Consider the following 14,787-nt stretch of genomic DNA (forward strand, 5'->3'; position numbering starts at 1 on the left):
TCTTTTTTGTTTATATGAGATATGTTACTAAAGTAAATAAAATAACTGTGAAACCCCTTTCTGAAAGCATTTACAAACTTGTATAGACATTGATACAATTAAAGCATTCAAGTTAGAGGAGATGAAGTTATGGCAGTTAATAGAGATGATGTCAGACGAATTATTGATGCTATTGGCGGGAAAGAGAATGTCAATGCGGCAACACACTGTGTAACCCGTTTACGTTTAGCACTTGATGATGAGTCTAAAGTCAATAAAGAAGAATTGGATAAGATTGATCTTGTAAAAGGTTCATTCGCAGCAAATAACCAGTTCCAGATTGTTATTGGACCGGGAACAGTAGACGAAGCTTATAAGGTCTTTACTGAAGAAACAGGAATGGGTGAGAGCTCGAAAGAAGAAGTGAAAGCGGCGGCGGCAGACAAAATGAATCCACTTCAACGTGCGATTAAAACATTAGGTGATGTCTTTATTCCATTATTGCCTGCTATCGTAACAGCAGGTCTATTGCTTGGTTTAAATAATGTGTTAACAGCAGGTGGGTTATTTGGCAAACAATCTTTAGTTGAGATGTATCCGCAACTTAAAGATTTGGCAGAAATCATTAACTTTATTGCAGCAGCTCCCTTTATCTTTTTACCTGCCTTAATCGGTTGGTCGGCAATGCGTGTCTTTGGTGGTAGTCCAATTCTTGGATTAGTACTTGGTTTGATTATGTGTCACCCTGGTCTTGCTTCTCAATATAGTTTAGGTAATGCTGAGACAGGGCAACTGACAGAGATTCCTCAGTGGGATGTATTTGGACTTCATATTAATAAGTTAAATTATCAGGGTCAGGTATTACCGGTATTACTTGCAGCTTGGTTACTTGCTAAAGTAGAACGTTTCTTAAATAAACGTGTTCACGATTCAATCAAAATGCTAGTTGTTGGACCTGTTGCTTTATTATTAGTTGGATTCTTATCATTCTTAATTATTGGACCTGTTGCTTTATGGTTAGGTACGCAAATTACAGGTATTATCCAATTTATTTTCGGTCAAGCGGGCTGGTTAGGCGGACTTATTTACGGACTTATTTATGCACCACTTGTAGTGACAGGGCTGCACCACATGTTCCTGGCAGTTGACTTCCAGTTGATGAGTTCATCTCTTGGTGGCACTTATTTATGGCCGATTCTAGCTATTTCAAATATTGCTCAAGGTTCTGCAGCATTCGCGGCTTGGTTCTTATACAAACGTCGTAAAATGGTGAAAGAAGAAGGGCTTGCTCTTACTTCAGGAATTTCAGGCTGGTTGGGTGTTACTGAACCGGCTATGTTCGGTGTTAATATTCCCCTCAAGTATCCATTTATCGCTGCTGTTATTACGACTGGAATCGTGGGAGCATTATTTGGCGCACAAAAAGTACTAGGTAAAGTAGGCGTAGGTGGCGTACCAGGTATCATTTCAATTAATGAAGGATTCCGTATGACATTCTTAATTGGTATGGCCATCGCAATGGTATTACCGATTGTACTGACACTTATTTTCTCAAGATTTTCTAAAGGTAGTGAAGCAGCACCGATTGTAAAAGACGAAAAATTAATGAAGTAGTGAGGAGTTTTAAAAATGGCAGTTACTGATTGGAAGAAATCAGTCGTCTATCAGATTTATCCGAAATCATTTAAAGATACGACAGGTAATGGACAAGGTGATATTAATGGGATTATCGAGAAACTGGATTATTTAAAAGTGCTGGGTATTGATTATATCTGGCTCACGCCTGTTTATCGTTCACCTATGAATGACAATGGTTATGATATCAGTGATTATTATGAGATTAATCCTGACTTCGGTACGAAAGAAGACTTTAAACGTCTGCTCGACTCGGCCCATGCACGTGGCATCAAGATTATGTCGGATATCGTGATCAATCATACCTCTACCTATCACAACTGGTTTGTTGAATCTCGTAAATCTGAAGATAATCCATATCGTGACTACTATATCTGGAAAGATGGACAGGATGGTCCGCCGACGAACTGGGAGTCCAAGTTCGGTGGTAATGCATGGCAATTCGACGAGGCAACGGGTCAATATTATCTGCGTCTCTTCGATGTCACTCAGGCCGATTTGAACTGGGAAAATGAAGCGGTACGTCGTGATATTTACGATATGATTAATTACTGGATTGATTTTGGTATGGATGGCTTCCGTTTTGATGTCATCAATCTGATTTCAAAAGGTTCTTACGATAATTCACCAAAAGAAGGTAAAGAATTCTATACGGATGGACCGAAAGTTCATGACTATCTGCATGAGATGAATCGTGCGACATTTGGTGATAAAGAAGGTTTTATGACAGTAGGTGAGATGAGTTCGACGACGCTTGAACACTGTATTAAGTATACGAAGCCTGAGCGACAGGAACTGAGTAGTGTCTTTAACTTCCATCATCTTAAAGTGGATTATCAGGACGGTGAGAAGTGGTCTGAGATGCCGTATGATTTTATCGAACTGAAGAAAATTCTCTTCAGGTGGCAGACGGGTATCGCAGCAGGTGGCGGCTGGAATGCGATTTTCTGGTGTAACCATGATCAGCCTCGTGTCGTTTCAAGATTTGGTGATGATTCTTCCGAAGAGAATCGTGTGCTTAGCGCAAAAATGCTGGCTATTACGCTTCATTTTCTGCAAGGGACTCCTTATATTTATCAAGGCGAAGAAATTGGTATGACGAATCTTGGTTTTGAAGATATGAGTCAGTACCGTGATGTAGAGTCGTTGAATGCTTATCCTATTATGCTTGAAAAGGGCATTTCACATGAAGAAGCGATTCGGATTCTTCAGCAGAAATCACGTGATAATTCACGGTCACCTGTTCAATGGGATGCTTCTGATAATGCCGGTTTTACTACGGGCACACCATGGATTGATGTTGCCCATAATTATAAGACTATTAATGTGGAACGTGCACTGGAGGATGATCGGTCAATCTTCTATACGTATCAGAAATTGATACAACTACGTCATGATCTTGATGTTATGACTTACGGTAGTATTGTTCCGGAACTTATTGATCATCCTCAGATTTTCGCTTATAGACGTCAGTATAAAGGGCAGGAAGTAACGGTCCTGGCGAATTTCAGTAAGGAAGCTGTCAAAATTCCCGCATCAATGGCTATAATGGGAGAAACTTTAATAAACAACTATGAAGGGGTTCATGATACGCTTCAACCTTATCAGGCAGTTGCAATATTAAAATAACTTCATCACCAAGAATAAGAGGGATAATAATGAACAGGAATAAATACCAGGCTATCTATCAGGAAATCAGTGGACAGATTCTTCAAGGAGAATATGAATTCCATGATCAACTGCCTTCTGAGAGCATATTGGTCAAACACTATAATGTATCACGTGAAACGGTGCGTAAGGCACTAAATTTACTGCAGTTAAATGGCTATATCCAGAAGTTAAAAGGAAAAGGGTCAGTCGTTATCTATCAGGAGAGTACTAATTTCCCTTTTTCCAAGTTGATCAGCTTCGAGGAAATTAATAATTCTTTAGGTATGGATTACGAGACGAAAGTAGAATCATTTCAGCGGGTATCTGTCAGTGGACATCCTCTTGTTAAAGCAGCACTTCATTTAGAGGATGAAGCTGATCTGTATGAAGTCATCCGTTCTCGTCGCAAGAATGGCCGGGTTAATATTATTGATACAGATTATTTCCTCGCTGATATTGTAGAAGGTCTGACAGAAGAAATAGCACAACAGTCTATCTATGCCTATATAGAGAATGAGCTGGATTTAAATATCAGTTATTCGAATAAAGCCATTACTTTTGAGCCGATGACAGATGCAGAACTTGAAATCTTTGGTACAGTTGAACCGCCTTATGCTGCGACTGTCCGTTCAATCGTTCATTTATCGAATGCAGTTCCTTTTCAATATAATATTTCTAAACATAGAGCAAGTGAGTTCAAATTTGTCGATTTTTCTAGAAGAAACCTAGAAGCGGATAAATAACTTGCAAAGTACAAGAGACATATAGTATCATATATACTACCGTGCTAAGTGGGGAGGTAGCGGTTCCCTGTACTTGCAATCCGCTTAGGCAAGACTGAATTCCTTTGCTACGGTAAGCAATTTGTGAGGTCTGACTTTGACACGTAGTGTTGAGAAGTCGGTCCTGGTCAACATAAGCCCATGAATCATGTCAGGTCCGGAAGGAAGCAGCATTAAGTGGTACCTTGTGTGTGGCTGGGGTAGCCGTCTTTGAGCTGTCGATCAAGGTTCCGCTCATGCCTGCTTAACAAAGCAAAGGTGCACGGCTTTTTAATTTCTTAATCTTATATTTAAACTTCAAGACATATCCAGTGGATATGTCTTTTTAATTTTTTCAAATTATGTCATAATTTGAAAGTGAATCGAGGAGGAGTAATAATATGAAATTCTGTGAACTGACGATTGATGAATTTGATTCATTTGTAAAAGATGAATTCAGTCATTATACGCAATCACGTGCACACTATGAAGGGCGAAAGGCTATGAACCTGGATGTTCATTTAGTAGGTGTGAAAGAAGGTGAGCGTGTGCTTGCGGCCTGTCTATTAAACGGGGCGCCAAGCTTTAAATTCTTTAAATATTTTTATACGCATAAAGGACCGGTTATGGACCACCATAACGAAGAACTGGTGAGATTCTTCTATACACATCTCACTAAATACCTGAAAGCACGCAAAGGTCTATTCGTTCTTGTCGACCCGTATGTGACAAGAAATTATCTGGACGGAGATGGCAATGTCACAGAAGAACAGCCGGTTGATGAGATTATTGAGACAATGACATCACTGGGTTATATGCATAAAGGTTATTCAGTAGGCTATTCTTTAGATTCTCAGGCGCGTTATTTCTCTGTTCTTGATCTGACAGCGAAGTCGGATGCTGAGCTGCTGAAGGAGATGGAATATAAGACGCGTCGTAATATCAATAAGACTATTGAAATGGGTGTGCAGATTCGTGATTTAGCCGATGATGAGATGGAGAAGTTTTTCAGACTGTATCGTATGGCAGAAGATAAGCATGATTTCTCACTCTTTGACCTTGCTACATTCAAACGTATGAAAAAGATGTACGGGGACAATGCGCGTGTTGTGATGACTTATATCGATCTGAATGAATATTTAGAGCGTCTAAACGTGCAGTTAAAAGAAAAACAGTCTGAATTCGAAGCGTCTGACGCAGAGCTGAAAGAAAACCCGGATTTCAGAAAACTGAAGAATAAAACAGCTGAACTTGAAAAAGCCGTGAAGCAGATTGAGAAAAAGATTAAAGAAACAGAAGAATTAAAGACAACTGACGATGATGTACTTGAACTGGCGAGTGCCATCTATATCTTCAATAATCATGAGCTTTACTATTTATCAAGTGGCTCTAATCCTAAATATAATAAATTTATGGGTGCTTATCTTATGCAGTGGGAAATGATTAAGTTTGCCAATCAACTCGGCTTAAAACGCTATAATTTTTACGGGGTCAGCGGTGATTTCAATGAAGAAACTTCACCGGATATGGGTGTCATTAAGTTTAAGAAAGGCTTCAATGCTTACATCGATGAACAGATCGGAGACTTCATTAAACCGCTTAATGCACCTGCCTATAAGCTCTATAAATTATTAAAACGAAAATAATGTTTGAATAGGGACACTACTTGTGTTCCTATTTTTTGTGATTGAAAATGGTATAATAGATTTATTACAACGTGTGGAGGGGACGTCTTGAGTTATCAAGCTTTATATCGTGTATTCCGGTCTCAATCATTTGAAGAAGTGATAGGCCAGAAACATGTCACAACGACGCTGAAAAATGCGATTGCCAGAAATAAGATTTCTCATGCTTATCTGTTCAACGGTCCGCGCGGAACAGGCAAGACAAGTATTGCGAAGATATTTGCCAAAGCGATTAATTGTACAGAGAGATATGACGGAGAGCCGTGCAATACGTGTCCTAGTTGTATCTCGATTACAAACGGCTCCAATTCAGATGTTATTGAGATTGACGCAGCGAGTAATAATGGGGTCGATGAAATTCGGAATATTAGGGATAAAGTCAAATATGCACCTGGTGAATCTAAATATAAGGTCTATATTATCGATGAAGTGCACATGCTGACAACAGGCGCTTTTAATGCATTGTTGAAAACGTTAGAAGAGCCGCCTGCGCATGCTATTTTTATTTTAGCAACAACTGAACCGCATAAAATCCCGCCGACCATTATTTCAAGATGTCAGCGCTTTGATTTCAAAGCCATCAGCACACCTGATATCATGCAGCATTTGGCTTATGTCTGTGATAAGGAAGCGATCACTTATGAACAGGCAGCGCTTGAGTTTATTGCACAGTCGGCTGAAGGGGGGATGCGTGACGCCCTTAGTATTCTTGACCAGGCGATTGCATTCGGTGATGAATCACTGACATTACAGCATGTTCTAAATGTAACAGGAAGTGTCGGCAAAGAGGAATTCAGACAGTTGACGGATTTGATTATACAGCATGATGTACGAGGCGCGTTTGATCTCTTCCATCAGCTTCTAAGTGATGGTAAAGAAGTAAATCGCCTAGTGAATGACCTTATTTACTTCTTACGTGACGTCATCGTTGATTTTGTAACAGGCGAGCAACAAGAAGGAGAGATTTACACGCTCGAGCTCTCCACTATCTATGAAATGATCGATAAAATTAATGATACGCTTGTCTCTATGCGTTTTGCGGTCAACATGAATCTTCACTTCGAAGTGTTGATAGTAAAGTTATCTGAGCTGGTTAAAGTAAAAGAGAAAATAAATGGTCCTGCAACTGAAACGATAGATCATGCTTATATTGATGAACGTCTGAAAGCATTTGAAGAAAAACTATCAGCAGTTCAGTTGAATCCAGTGGTATCAGCACCATCCAAGCCTGCCAAAAGAGAAAATAAAACAAAAAATCATTTTTCAATGGCGCAGATTGAAACAGTACTGGATAACGCAAATAGGGAAGATCTGACGTATCTGCAGGAAAACTGGCAGTCCTTAATTGATCACGTTAAACAAAATGATCAGCGTGCACTTGTCAGTCTGCTACAGAATTCAGAGCCTGTTGCAGCGAGTGCAACCCACGTGCTGATTAAATTCAGTGATGACATTCACTCTGATATTGTTAACAAAGATGAAGAAAAACGAGAAAAGATTGAGTCGATTGTGTACACAATCATCAATAAAAAAGTTAAAATGGTAGGTGTACCAGACTCACAGTGGCTGCAGGTCAGACATGAATATATCCAGAACCGTAAAGCACAACCGGTTGATAAGCCGAAACAGCAGGATATTGTGAAGACAGCAGAAGAGTTATTTGGGAAAGATACCATTAATATCATTGACTAATAGGAGGAAATAATTATGCGCGGTGGCGGAAATATGCAGCAAATGATGAAACAAATGCAGAAAATGCAAAAGAAAATGGCTGAAGAACAGGAGAAATTAAAAGAAGAACGTATCGAAGGTACAGCAGGTGGCGGTATGGTGACTGTTGTAGTATCAGGTCATAAAGAAGTAATCGATGTCATCATTAAAGAAGAAGTAGTAGATCCAGAAGATATCGAAATGTTACAGGATTTAGTGTTAGCAGCGACAAACGAAGCGTTATCTAAAGCAGATGATGTAACAGCAGAACGTTTAGGTCAGCACACTAAAGGATTAAATATTCCGGGAATGATGTAATGCATTATCCTGCACCTATATCAAGATTGATTGATAGCTTTATGAAGTTACCAGGTGTTGGACCGAAGACAGCTTCACGACTTGCTTTTCATGTCCTGGACATGAAAGAAGAAGACGTGATGAACTTTGCCAAAGCCTTAGTTGATGTAAAAAGAGAACTGACTTACTGTTCTGTATGCGGACACATTACGGATACAGATCCTTGTTACATCTGTCAGGATAAAACACGAGACCGTTCGATGATCTGTGTAGTTGAAGAGTCAAAAGATGTGATTGCGATGGAGAAAATGCGTGAATATAAAGGGCTATATCATGTCCTGCAGGGCGCTATCTCTCCGATGGAAGGCATTGGTCCTGAAGATATCAATATCTCGAGCCTCTTAACGCGTCTGAAGGATGAGGAAGTTCAGGAATTGATTCTCGCAACTAATCCGAATATCGAGGGTGAATCAACAGCAATGTATATCTCAAGACTCATCAAACCAATCGGCATTAAGACCACACGTCTCGCACATGGTCTCCCAGTCGGTGGCGACCTTGAATATGCAGATGAAGTGACTTTATCTAAAGCGATATCCGGACGTACAGAAATATAAGAAGAAACCTCCCCAAAAAGGGGAGGTTTCTTTTGTTTATACGAGACGTTTACGAATCATACCTGAGATGGTATCAACTATCACAACCATGATGATGATACCAATCAGTATGATGCCGACACGGCTCCATGTTCTACCTTGCAAGGCGAAGATAAGAGGTGTACCGATACCACCCGCACCAATCAAACCGAGAATAGAGGCACTTCTCAGATTGATTTCAAAACGATAGAGCACAAAGGAGATAAATGCTGGAAGAATCTGCGGTACGACAGCAAACATCAATGTCTTTGTCTTGTTAGCGCCTGTCGCTGTTAGGGCTTCAGAAGGACCGAGGTCCAGATTCTCCATGTCCTCAGCAAATAACTTACCGAGCATACCGATTGAGTGGATTCCTACTGCCAGTACACCAGCAAAAGCGCCTGGCCCTACAGCTTTAATGAAGAGGAGTGCCATAATGATTTCAGGAAAGACGCGAATAAGGCTGAGGAAGAACTTACTCACTTCTGATAAGAAGCGATTCGATATATTCTTTGCAGCGAGAAAAGCGAGCGGGATACATAATACAGCTGAAATAGCAGTCCCTAAAAAGGCGATAGCGAATGTTTCAAGCAGACCTCGAAGCAGATCTTCTCCTTCAGGCATATAGACGTAACCCCAGTCCGGGTGAATAATGCCTTTTAAAATATTGGAAAGAATCTCCCATGACTTATCTTTGATTTCAATCTTCGGCATTCCGCTGAATGCCCAGATGTAGATACTGAGAAGAAGAAGGATGAGAACGACATTTCTAATGACTGCAGGAGCTGATGATTTCGGCTTTAAGTAGTTATAATTGCTCATAATAATCGCTCCCTTACTCTCGTACTTGTGTAGTCGATGATCAGCACAATCACTAATGTGAAGATAATGATTGTTGTCACTTTTGGATATTCAAAGTAACCGAGTGTCTTATCATAGAAGAGACCGATACCACCTGCACCGACCAGGCCTAGAACAGCAGCTGCACGTATATTGATTTCAAACGTGAACAGAACGAATGAAAGATAAGGTGCCAGAGCCTGTGGCAGCACGCCGAAAGTAATCCATTTTGTTTTGTTAGCACCCACAGCAGTCATCGCTTCAAGCGGGCCCTCATCTATATTTTCAAGTGCCTCATAAAAAAGCTTGGCAACAATACCGAATGACAGTACGGTTAAGGCAAATATACCTGGCAGTGCACCGATACCAAATACAGCTACAAATATAGAAGCAAGAAGCAAATCAGGGACTGTACGGATAATGTTTAGGATAAAGCGGACCGGCATATTGATCCAGCGAGATTTAAAGACGTTGTTCGCTGATAATAAAGCGACCGGTACAGCGAGCAGTGCGCCGAATGTAGTGCCCAGCACCGCCATACGGATAGTATCCAGCATGGGTTCTATAATTTCTGTGAAGTAGGACCAATCTGGCGGCAGCATCTCTTTAACAAGATTCATCATTTCCGGAAAACCGAGTGCCAGGCTTGAGAAACTGAACTGCGTCTGATAACCACTCCATATCAACAGTGCTAGTAATAATAGAAGAGTAAAGATGGTTTTAATGCGACTAGCTGAATGAACTGGTGTCATCACTTAACCCCCATCATCTCATCATCTTTAATTTCCCGTCCATAAATGTGAGAGAATGCTTCTTCAGTTGCACGTTCTACAGGACCGTCAAATACGACTTTTCCTGCACGGAGCCCGATGATACGTGTTGCATATTCGCGTGCAAGATCGACAAAGTGAAGGTTGACGATAACGGTAATTCCGAGCTCCTGATTAATACGCTTTAAGTCATCCATTACTTGCTTTGTTGTTAATGGATCGAGTGAGGCAACAGGCTCATCTGCAAGAATGATCTTAGGTTCCTGTGCCAGTGCACGAGCAATAGAAACACGCTGTTGCTGTCCGCCTGACAGTTCATCAGCCCGGTTATAAGCCTTCTCAACGATATTGACGCGGTCCAGTGCTTCAAGGGCGATTTGTTTATCATGTTTAGGGAAAAGACCCAGCACCATCTTCCAGGTCGGATGATAGCCTACACGGCCGCTGAGTACGTTTCTGATGACAGATGAGCGTTTAACAAGGTTGAAGCTCTGAAAGATCATGCCGATGTTGCGACGCATCATCAGTAATTTATTGCCTTTAGCACGCGTGATGGACTGTCCGTCGATTGAAATATCACCTGCTGAGATTTCATGCAGGCGGTTGATGGAACGCAGTAAGGTAGATTTTCCGGCACCTGATAACCCGACAATCACAATGAATTCACCCTGATTGATTTCCAGGTTGACGTGATCGAGCCCGACATGACCATTGGGATAGACTTTGCTGACATCTGTAAATACAATTTGACTCATTTCTACACTCCTTAATATAAAAAGCTAAACTCACCGAGTGAGTCTAGCTTTTTCTGATCGATGCTTGTGATGGATAGATTATTCTTTAACCTTTTTGTCATAGTCACGGATGATATCAAATTTAGAATCATCAGATTTAATGTAACCTTCGTGTGAGTAGACTTCACGGATAATTTTTTGTCCTTCTTTATCTTTACCGATTTTAATGAAGGCATCAGAAATTTTCTTTTTCCACTCATCTGTCATATCAGAACGAGCTGAGATTGTATCGTTAGGAATCTTTTCTGTATATTTAACGATTTTAGTATCTTTAAAGACATTAGGCTGGTCACCTTTAACAATGTTACGTGCATCCTGGAACGTTACAGCGACGTCAACATCGTCATTTAATAATGAAATAACCGCTTGGTCGTGTCCTTTAACAGTTGTTACTTCCATATCTTTAAGAGGGTCAATGCCTTCTTTTTTCAGTTCAACCGCTGGGAAGACATAACCTGCAGTAGAAGTAACATCCTGCATTGCAATTTTTTTGCCTTTCATATCTTTGAGGTCTTTAATACCTGAATCTTTTTTCACGATAAACTGTGATTTGTAGTAATCTACTAATTCTTTAGTCGGTGTACCGTCATTATTAACACCGTAGCGTTGTGCCTGAAGTAATACGTCAGCTGCTTTCTGCTGATGCGCAAGAACGTAAGCAGTAGGAGGCAGGAAGCCGATGTCTACTTTTTTGGATTTCATTGCTTCAACAATTGTATTATAGTTAGTTGAAACAGAAACTTCGACTGGAATCTTCAACTCATCTTTTAATAATTTTTCAAGCGGTTTAGCTTTTGCTTCAAGTGTTTCAGCATTTTGAGAAGGAACGAACTGAACAGTTAATTTTTCAGGTGCATAGCCTTTTTCACTAGTAGCCGACTTTGTATCACCTTCTTTAGCTGCATCTTTTGAAGATGAATCATTGGTACCACAAGCTGTGAGCATAGTAACTGCCATCAATGCGGGAACTGATGTTTTTATAATCTTTTTAAACATAATAACGCTCCTTTTTTCCATTTAATTGTTAAAACCCTTAACCATCATAACAAAGAGGTCAGGTAAATTGTGTAAATTAAAAGTTAAATTTTCCAGCTTAATATTTACAAATTGTTAATACTATCTTAAAACACAAATCGTATAATTAATTTATTAATCAAATTTGATGGAGATGACATATGCTGAAAAAAATCCTGACAAGTTCCTTATTCTCGCTCGTCATACTAAGTGGCTGTGCACAAGCTGAGAACTTCAATGATAAGGCACCTGAACAACTACCGACTACAGCTAATGGATTAAAGGTACTGTTTGATAATACACACGGTCAGACTGCAGGGGCAGCGGACTGGGTCATTGACGGTGCTTTCTCAGATTTTGGACAGGGATTGATGCACCGGGGCTACGCTGTTAAGGAACTGCGCAAAAATACACCGATTGTGTTATCAGATCTTCAGTCTTATGATGCATTTGTCATTCCGGAAGCAAACATTCCCTTTAAAGCGACTGAGCAAGCAGCGCTTGTTTCTTATGTTAAGGCAGGTGGCAGTGTATTTTTTATTGCTGATCATTACAATGCTGATAGAAATCTGAATCGCTTTGACTCGTCAGAAGTGTTTAATGGTTATAGACGTGGAGCTTATTCGGCTCCCACTAAAGGCATGACGACTGAAGAAAGACAATCATCCCGCATGTCAGGGGTAACGGGGTCTGACTGGTTAAGTAATAACTTTGGGGTCCGTTTCAGATATAACGCGCTCAATAATATAGATGCCACACATGTCGTCAGCACGATTGATTCTTTCGGTATAACAAAGAATGTCAGCCATGTAGCGATGCACGCAGGTTCCACTATTGCAATCACTAATCCTGATATTGCAAAAGGCATCGTTTATCTGCCTGATGGTCTGACGTCTTCTGATAAGTGGGGTCCTGGAGTCGATCAGGGTGTCTACTTTGGTGGAGGCGTTGCTGAAGGGGCTTACGTGGCCATCAGTAAGGTAGGACTTGGGAAAGCTGCTTTTATCGGTGACTCTTCTATGGTAGAAGATGCAACATCTAAATATAAAAGAGAAGATAATGGCCAGACAAAAACAACTTATGATGGCTACAAGGAAGCTGACGATGCTACTCTTCTGAATAACTTAGTAGACTGGCTGACGAAAGACGAAAGCTACACGACTTTTAAGGAAAAAGGCATTAAGTTGGACGAGGTTTCACCGCAGCTTGCTACTGAGAATCCTGCTACATCTACTGAGCCTGAGCATGAACCCTGGGGAACTCCTGCTAGTGGTTATAAGTGGTATGACGAAAGTACATTTAAATCAGGCAGTTATGGTTACGGAACAGCTGCACCTGCTCCTACGCCGGCTTCTCCTGTCACAAGTAAATATGATTTTATCGTTCCTGTGATTACGAACGGGACTGAATTTAATCTGACACTTCAGTTGAATGGACTTACACCCAACACCTTGTATAGTGACCTGAAGGTGGGCATCTATAATACGAGCGGTACACAGCTCGGTTCTTTCTATATGAATGGCAGCTGGAGTCCAGTGGGCTATAGTCCGTCATTCTCTGCTAAGACTGATGCTTCTGGCAATGCGATAGTACTGTTAAAGACGAAAACGATTAAAGGCCAGACAGGAACGGCCAGTATCAGACTTAAAAAGGGAACAACTTCTCTCTATACAGAAACAACAGCAATTAAATAAAAATGATTGATGTGAAACAGCCGATAAGGGCTGTTTTTTTATTTTGCTATTAAATTTTGCTATAATATGGAATACATGAATATTGAGGTGACGACGATGGAGAAAAAAGGTTTAGTTTTAGAAGGTGGAGGTATGCGTGGCATTTACACTGCTGGAGTACTGGATTGCTTTTTAAATCATGAGATTTCATTTGATTATGTAATCGGTGTATCAGCAGGTGGGAATATGGCAGCTTCCTATCTATCTAAACAAAAAGGGCGCAATAAGCGAGTGACGTTAGAGTACTTAGACGATAAGCGCTATCTCTCAATCGGAAATTACATTAAAAATCGTGAAATGTTTGGTATGGACTTTTTATTCGATGAGATTCCGAATGTTTTAGAACCTTATCATATGGATGACTTTCTTCTGTATGAAGGAGAGTATGTTATTGCGTGTACGAACTGTGAAACGGGGGAGACGGAATATTATGATAAAAGTCATCTTAAAGAAGATATGCTCACGATATTAAGAGCTTCTAGTTCATTGCCGTTAATGGCACCTGTAGTAGAATATAAAGGCAAGAAGTTATTAGACGGAGGCGTAACAGACCCTATACCTTTAAGAAAAGCACAGCAGGATGGCATTAAGAAGAACGTAGTGGTATTAACGCGTCCGAAAGGCTACTTTAAAAAGTCGAGTCGTATAGCCAAGTATTTTAAAGTGAAGCAATATCCGGCCATTAATGAAGCAATGCGCAGACGGCCAGGTCGTTATAATGAAACTCTGCATTATATAGAGAGAGAAGCAGAGGCGGGTCACGTCCTTCTCATCAGACCCTCACTCGATCTAAAGGTAGACCGCATGGAGAAGAATAGAGACAAGCTCCATCAACTCTATGAACTAGGCTATCGGGATGCAGAGCAAAAAATTAGGGCAATTAAGGACTTTTAAAATAAATGATGAGAAGTGTAATTTTGATGCTTGTTCAATGCTTATAAAGCCTGTATAGTTATATCTTGTCCGGCAGAGATAATAACCAGCACTGAAAAAGAAATTTAAAGAAGTGTTGACTTCATCAAATGAAGAGCGTATAATTAAAACTTGTCCGGTAAAGATATAACTTAACGGCTTGAAAATAAATTTTAAAAGAATTTAAAAAAAGTAGTTGACTTTCATAACGAAAGAGAGTATAGTTAAATCTTGTGAGACGAAAGATGAACATTGAAAACTGAATGACAATATGTCAACGTTAATTCCAATAATTTGAGTAGCATTTATGCTATTCCCAAGAGTGACTGGCTCAAGCAGTCAAAGAGCTTTATCAAGCAATCTATTATGGAG

13 protein-coding genes and 1 other RNA gene are annotated in these 14,787 nt (G+C 40.3%); 10 read left to right on the plus strand and 4 right to left on the minus strand.

Translation table 11 applies throughout. From position 1 onward, the window contains the following. Nucleotides 1-129: 129 nt before the first annotated feature. The 8 genes from treP to recR all read left to right on the plus strand — a co-directional run bounded on the left by treP (nucleotide 130) and on the right by recR (nucleotide 8,334). The gene (gene treP, locus ERX37_RS07805) at nucleotides 130-1,593 is read left to right on the plus strand and encodes a PTS system trehalose-specific EIIBC component (protein WP_133430103.1); all 1,464 of its coding nucleotides are present in this window, start codon (nucleotides 130-132) and stop codon (nucleotides 1,591-1,593) included. A 15-nt stretch (nucleotides 1,594-1,608) separates the two neighbouring features. Next, nucleotides 1,609-3,243: an alpha,alpha-phosphotrehalase gene (gene treC / locus ERX37_RS07810; protein WP_133430104.1), complete on the plus strand. Its 1,635-nt coding sequence runs from the start codon at nucleotides 1,609-1,611 to the stop codon at nucleotides 3,241-3,243. A 29-nt stretch (nucleotides 3,244-3,272) separates the two neighbouring features. Next, nucleotides 3,273-4,007 (plus strand): trehalose operon repressor, encoded by a 735-nt coding sequence (gene treR / locus ERX37_RS07815; protein WP_133430105.1) that lies wholly within the window; start codon nucleotides 3,273-3,275, stop codon nucleotides 4,005-4,007. A 39-nt stretch (nucleotides 4,008-4,046) separates the two neighbouring features. Further along, nucleotides 4,047-4,312, plus strand: an RNA gene (gene ffs, locus ERX37_RS07820) — signal recognition particle sRNA large type. Nucleotides 4,313-4,426: 114 nt separating this feature from the next. Beyond that, nucleotides 4,427-5,671 carry an aminoacyltransferase gene (locus tag ERX37_RS07825; protein WP_133430106.1) on the plus strand — a complete coding sequence of 415 codons (1,245 nt, stop codon included), beginning with the start codon at nucleotides 4,427-4,429 and terminating at the stop codon, nucleotides 5,669-5,671. Between the two features lie 87 nt (nucleotides 5,672-5,758). Beyond that, nucleotides 5,759-7,402 (plus strand): DNA polymerase III subunit gamma/tau, encoded by a 1,644-nt coding sequence (gene dnaX / locus ERX37_RS07830; protein ID WP_133430107.1) that lies wholly within the window; start codon nucleotides 5,759-5,761, stop codon nucleotides 7,400-7,402. A gap of 15 nt (nucleotides 7,403-7,417) precedes the next feature. Continuing rightward, nucleotides 7,418-7,738, plus strand: a complete 321-nt coding sequence (locus ERX37_RS07835) for a YbaB/EbfC family nucleoid-associated protein (protein WP_133417615.1) — start codon at nucleotides 7,418-7,420, stop codon at nucleotides 7,736-7,738. After that, nucleotides 7,738-8,334, plus strand: coding sequence for a recombination mediator RecR (recR, locus tag ERX37_RS07840; protein ID WP_133430108.1), 597 nt, complete (start codon nucleotides 7,738-7,740; stop codon nucleotides 8,332-8,334). The genes ERX37_RS07835 and recR overlap by 1 nt, the downstream gene beginning before the upstream one ends. Nucleotides 8,335-8,370: 36 nt before the next feature. Here the strand turns inward: recR and phnE (ERX37_RS07845) are convergent, their stop codons facing one another. From phnE (ERX37_RS07845) to ERX37_RS07860, 4 genes are all read right to left on the minus strand, one after another. Next, nucleotides 8,371-9,174 carry a phosphonate ABC transporter, permease protein PhnE gene (gene phnE / locus ERX37_RS07845; RefSeq protein WP_133430109.1) on the minus strand — a complete coding sequence of 268 codons (804 nt, stop codon included), beginning with the start codon at nucleotides 9,172-9,174 and terminating at the stop codon, nucleotides 8,371-8,373. Next, nucleotides 9,171-9,944: a phosphonate ABC transporter, permease protein PhnE gene (phnE, locus tag ERX37_RS07850; protein WP_133430110.1), complete on the minus strand. Its 774-nt coding sequence runs from the start codon at nucleotides 9,942-9,944 to the stop codon at nucleotides 9,171-9,173. The genes phnE (ERX37_RS07845) and phnE (ERX37_RS07850) overlap by 4 nt, the downstream gene beginning before the upstream one ends. Beyond that, nucleotides 9,944-10,717, minus strand: a complete 774-nt coding sequence (phnC, locus tag ERX37_RS07855) for a phosphonate ABC transporter ATP-binding protein (protein ID WP_133430111.1) — start codon at nucleotides 10,715-10,717, stop codon at nucleotides 9,944-9,946. Before phnC ends, phnE (ERX37_RS07850) begins: the two co-directional genes overlap by 1 nt. A 78-nt stretch (nucleotides 10,718-10,795) precedes the next feature. Beyond that, on the minus strand, nucleotides 10,796-11,752 hold the full coding sequence (locus tag ERX37_RS07860) for a phosphate/phosphite/phosphonate ABC transporter substrate-binding protein (RefSeq protein ID WP_188352359.1): 957 nt from the start codon (nucleotides 11,750-11,752) through the stop codon (nucleotides 10,796-10,798). Between the two features lie 179 nt (nucleotides 11,753-11,931). Between ERX37_RS07860 and ERX37_RS07865 the strand changes: the two genes are divergently transcribed. Continuing rightward, nucleotides 11,932-13,464, plus strand: a complete 1,533-nt coding sequence (locus ERX37_RS07865) for a DNA-binding protein (RefSeq protein ID WP_133430113.1) — start codon at nucleotides 11,932-11,934, stop codon at nucleotides 13,462-13,464. 96 nt (nucleotides 13,465-13,560) lie between these two features. Beyond that, nucleotides 13,561-14,397, plus strand: coding sequence for a patatin-like phospholipase family protein (locus ERX37_RS07870; RefSeq protein WP_133430128.1), 837 nt, complete (start codon nucleotides 13,561-13,563; stop codon nucleotides 14,395-14,397). Nucleotides 14,398-14,787: the final 390 nt, after the last annotated feature.

This window comes from Macrococcus hajekii (assembly GCF_004359505.1).
Lineage (GTDB): Bacteria > Bacillota > Bacilli > Staphylococcales > Staphylococcaceae > Macrococcus > Macrococcus hajekii.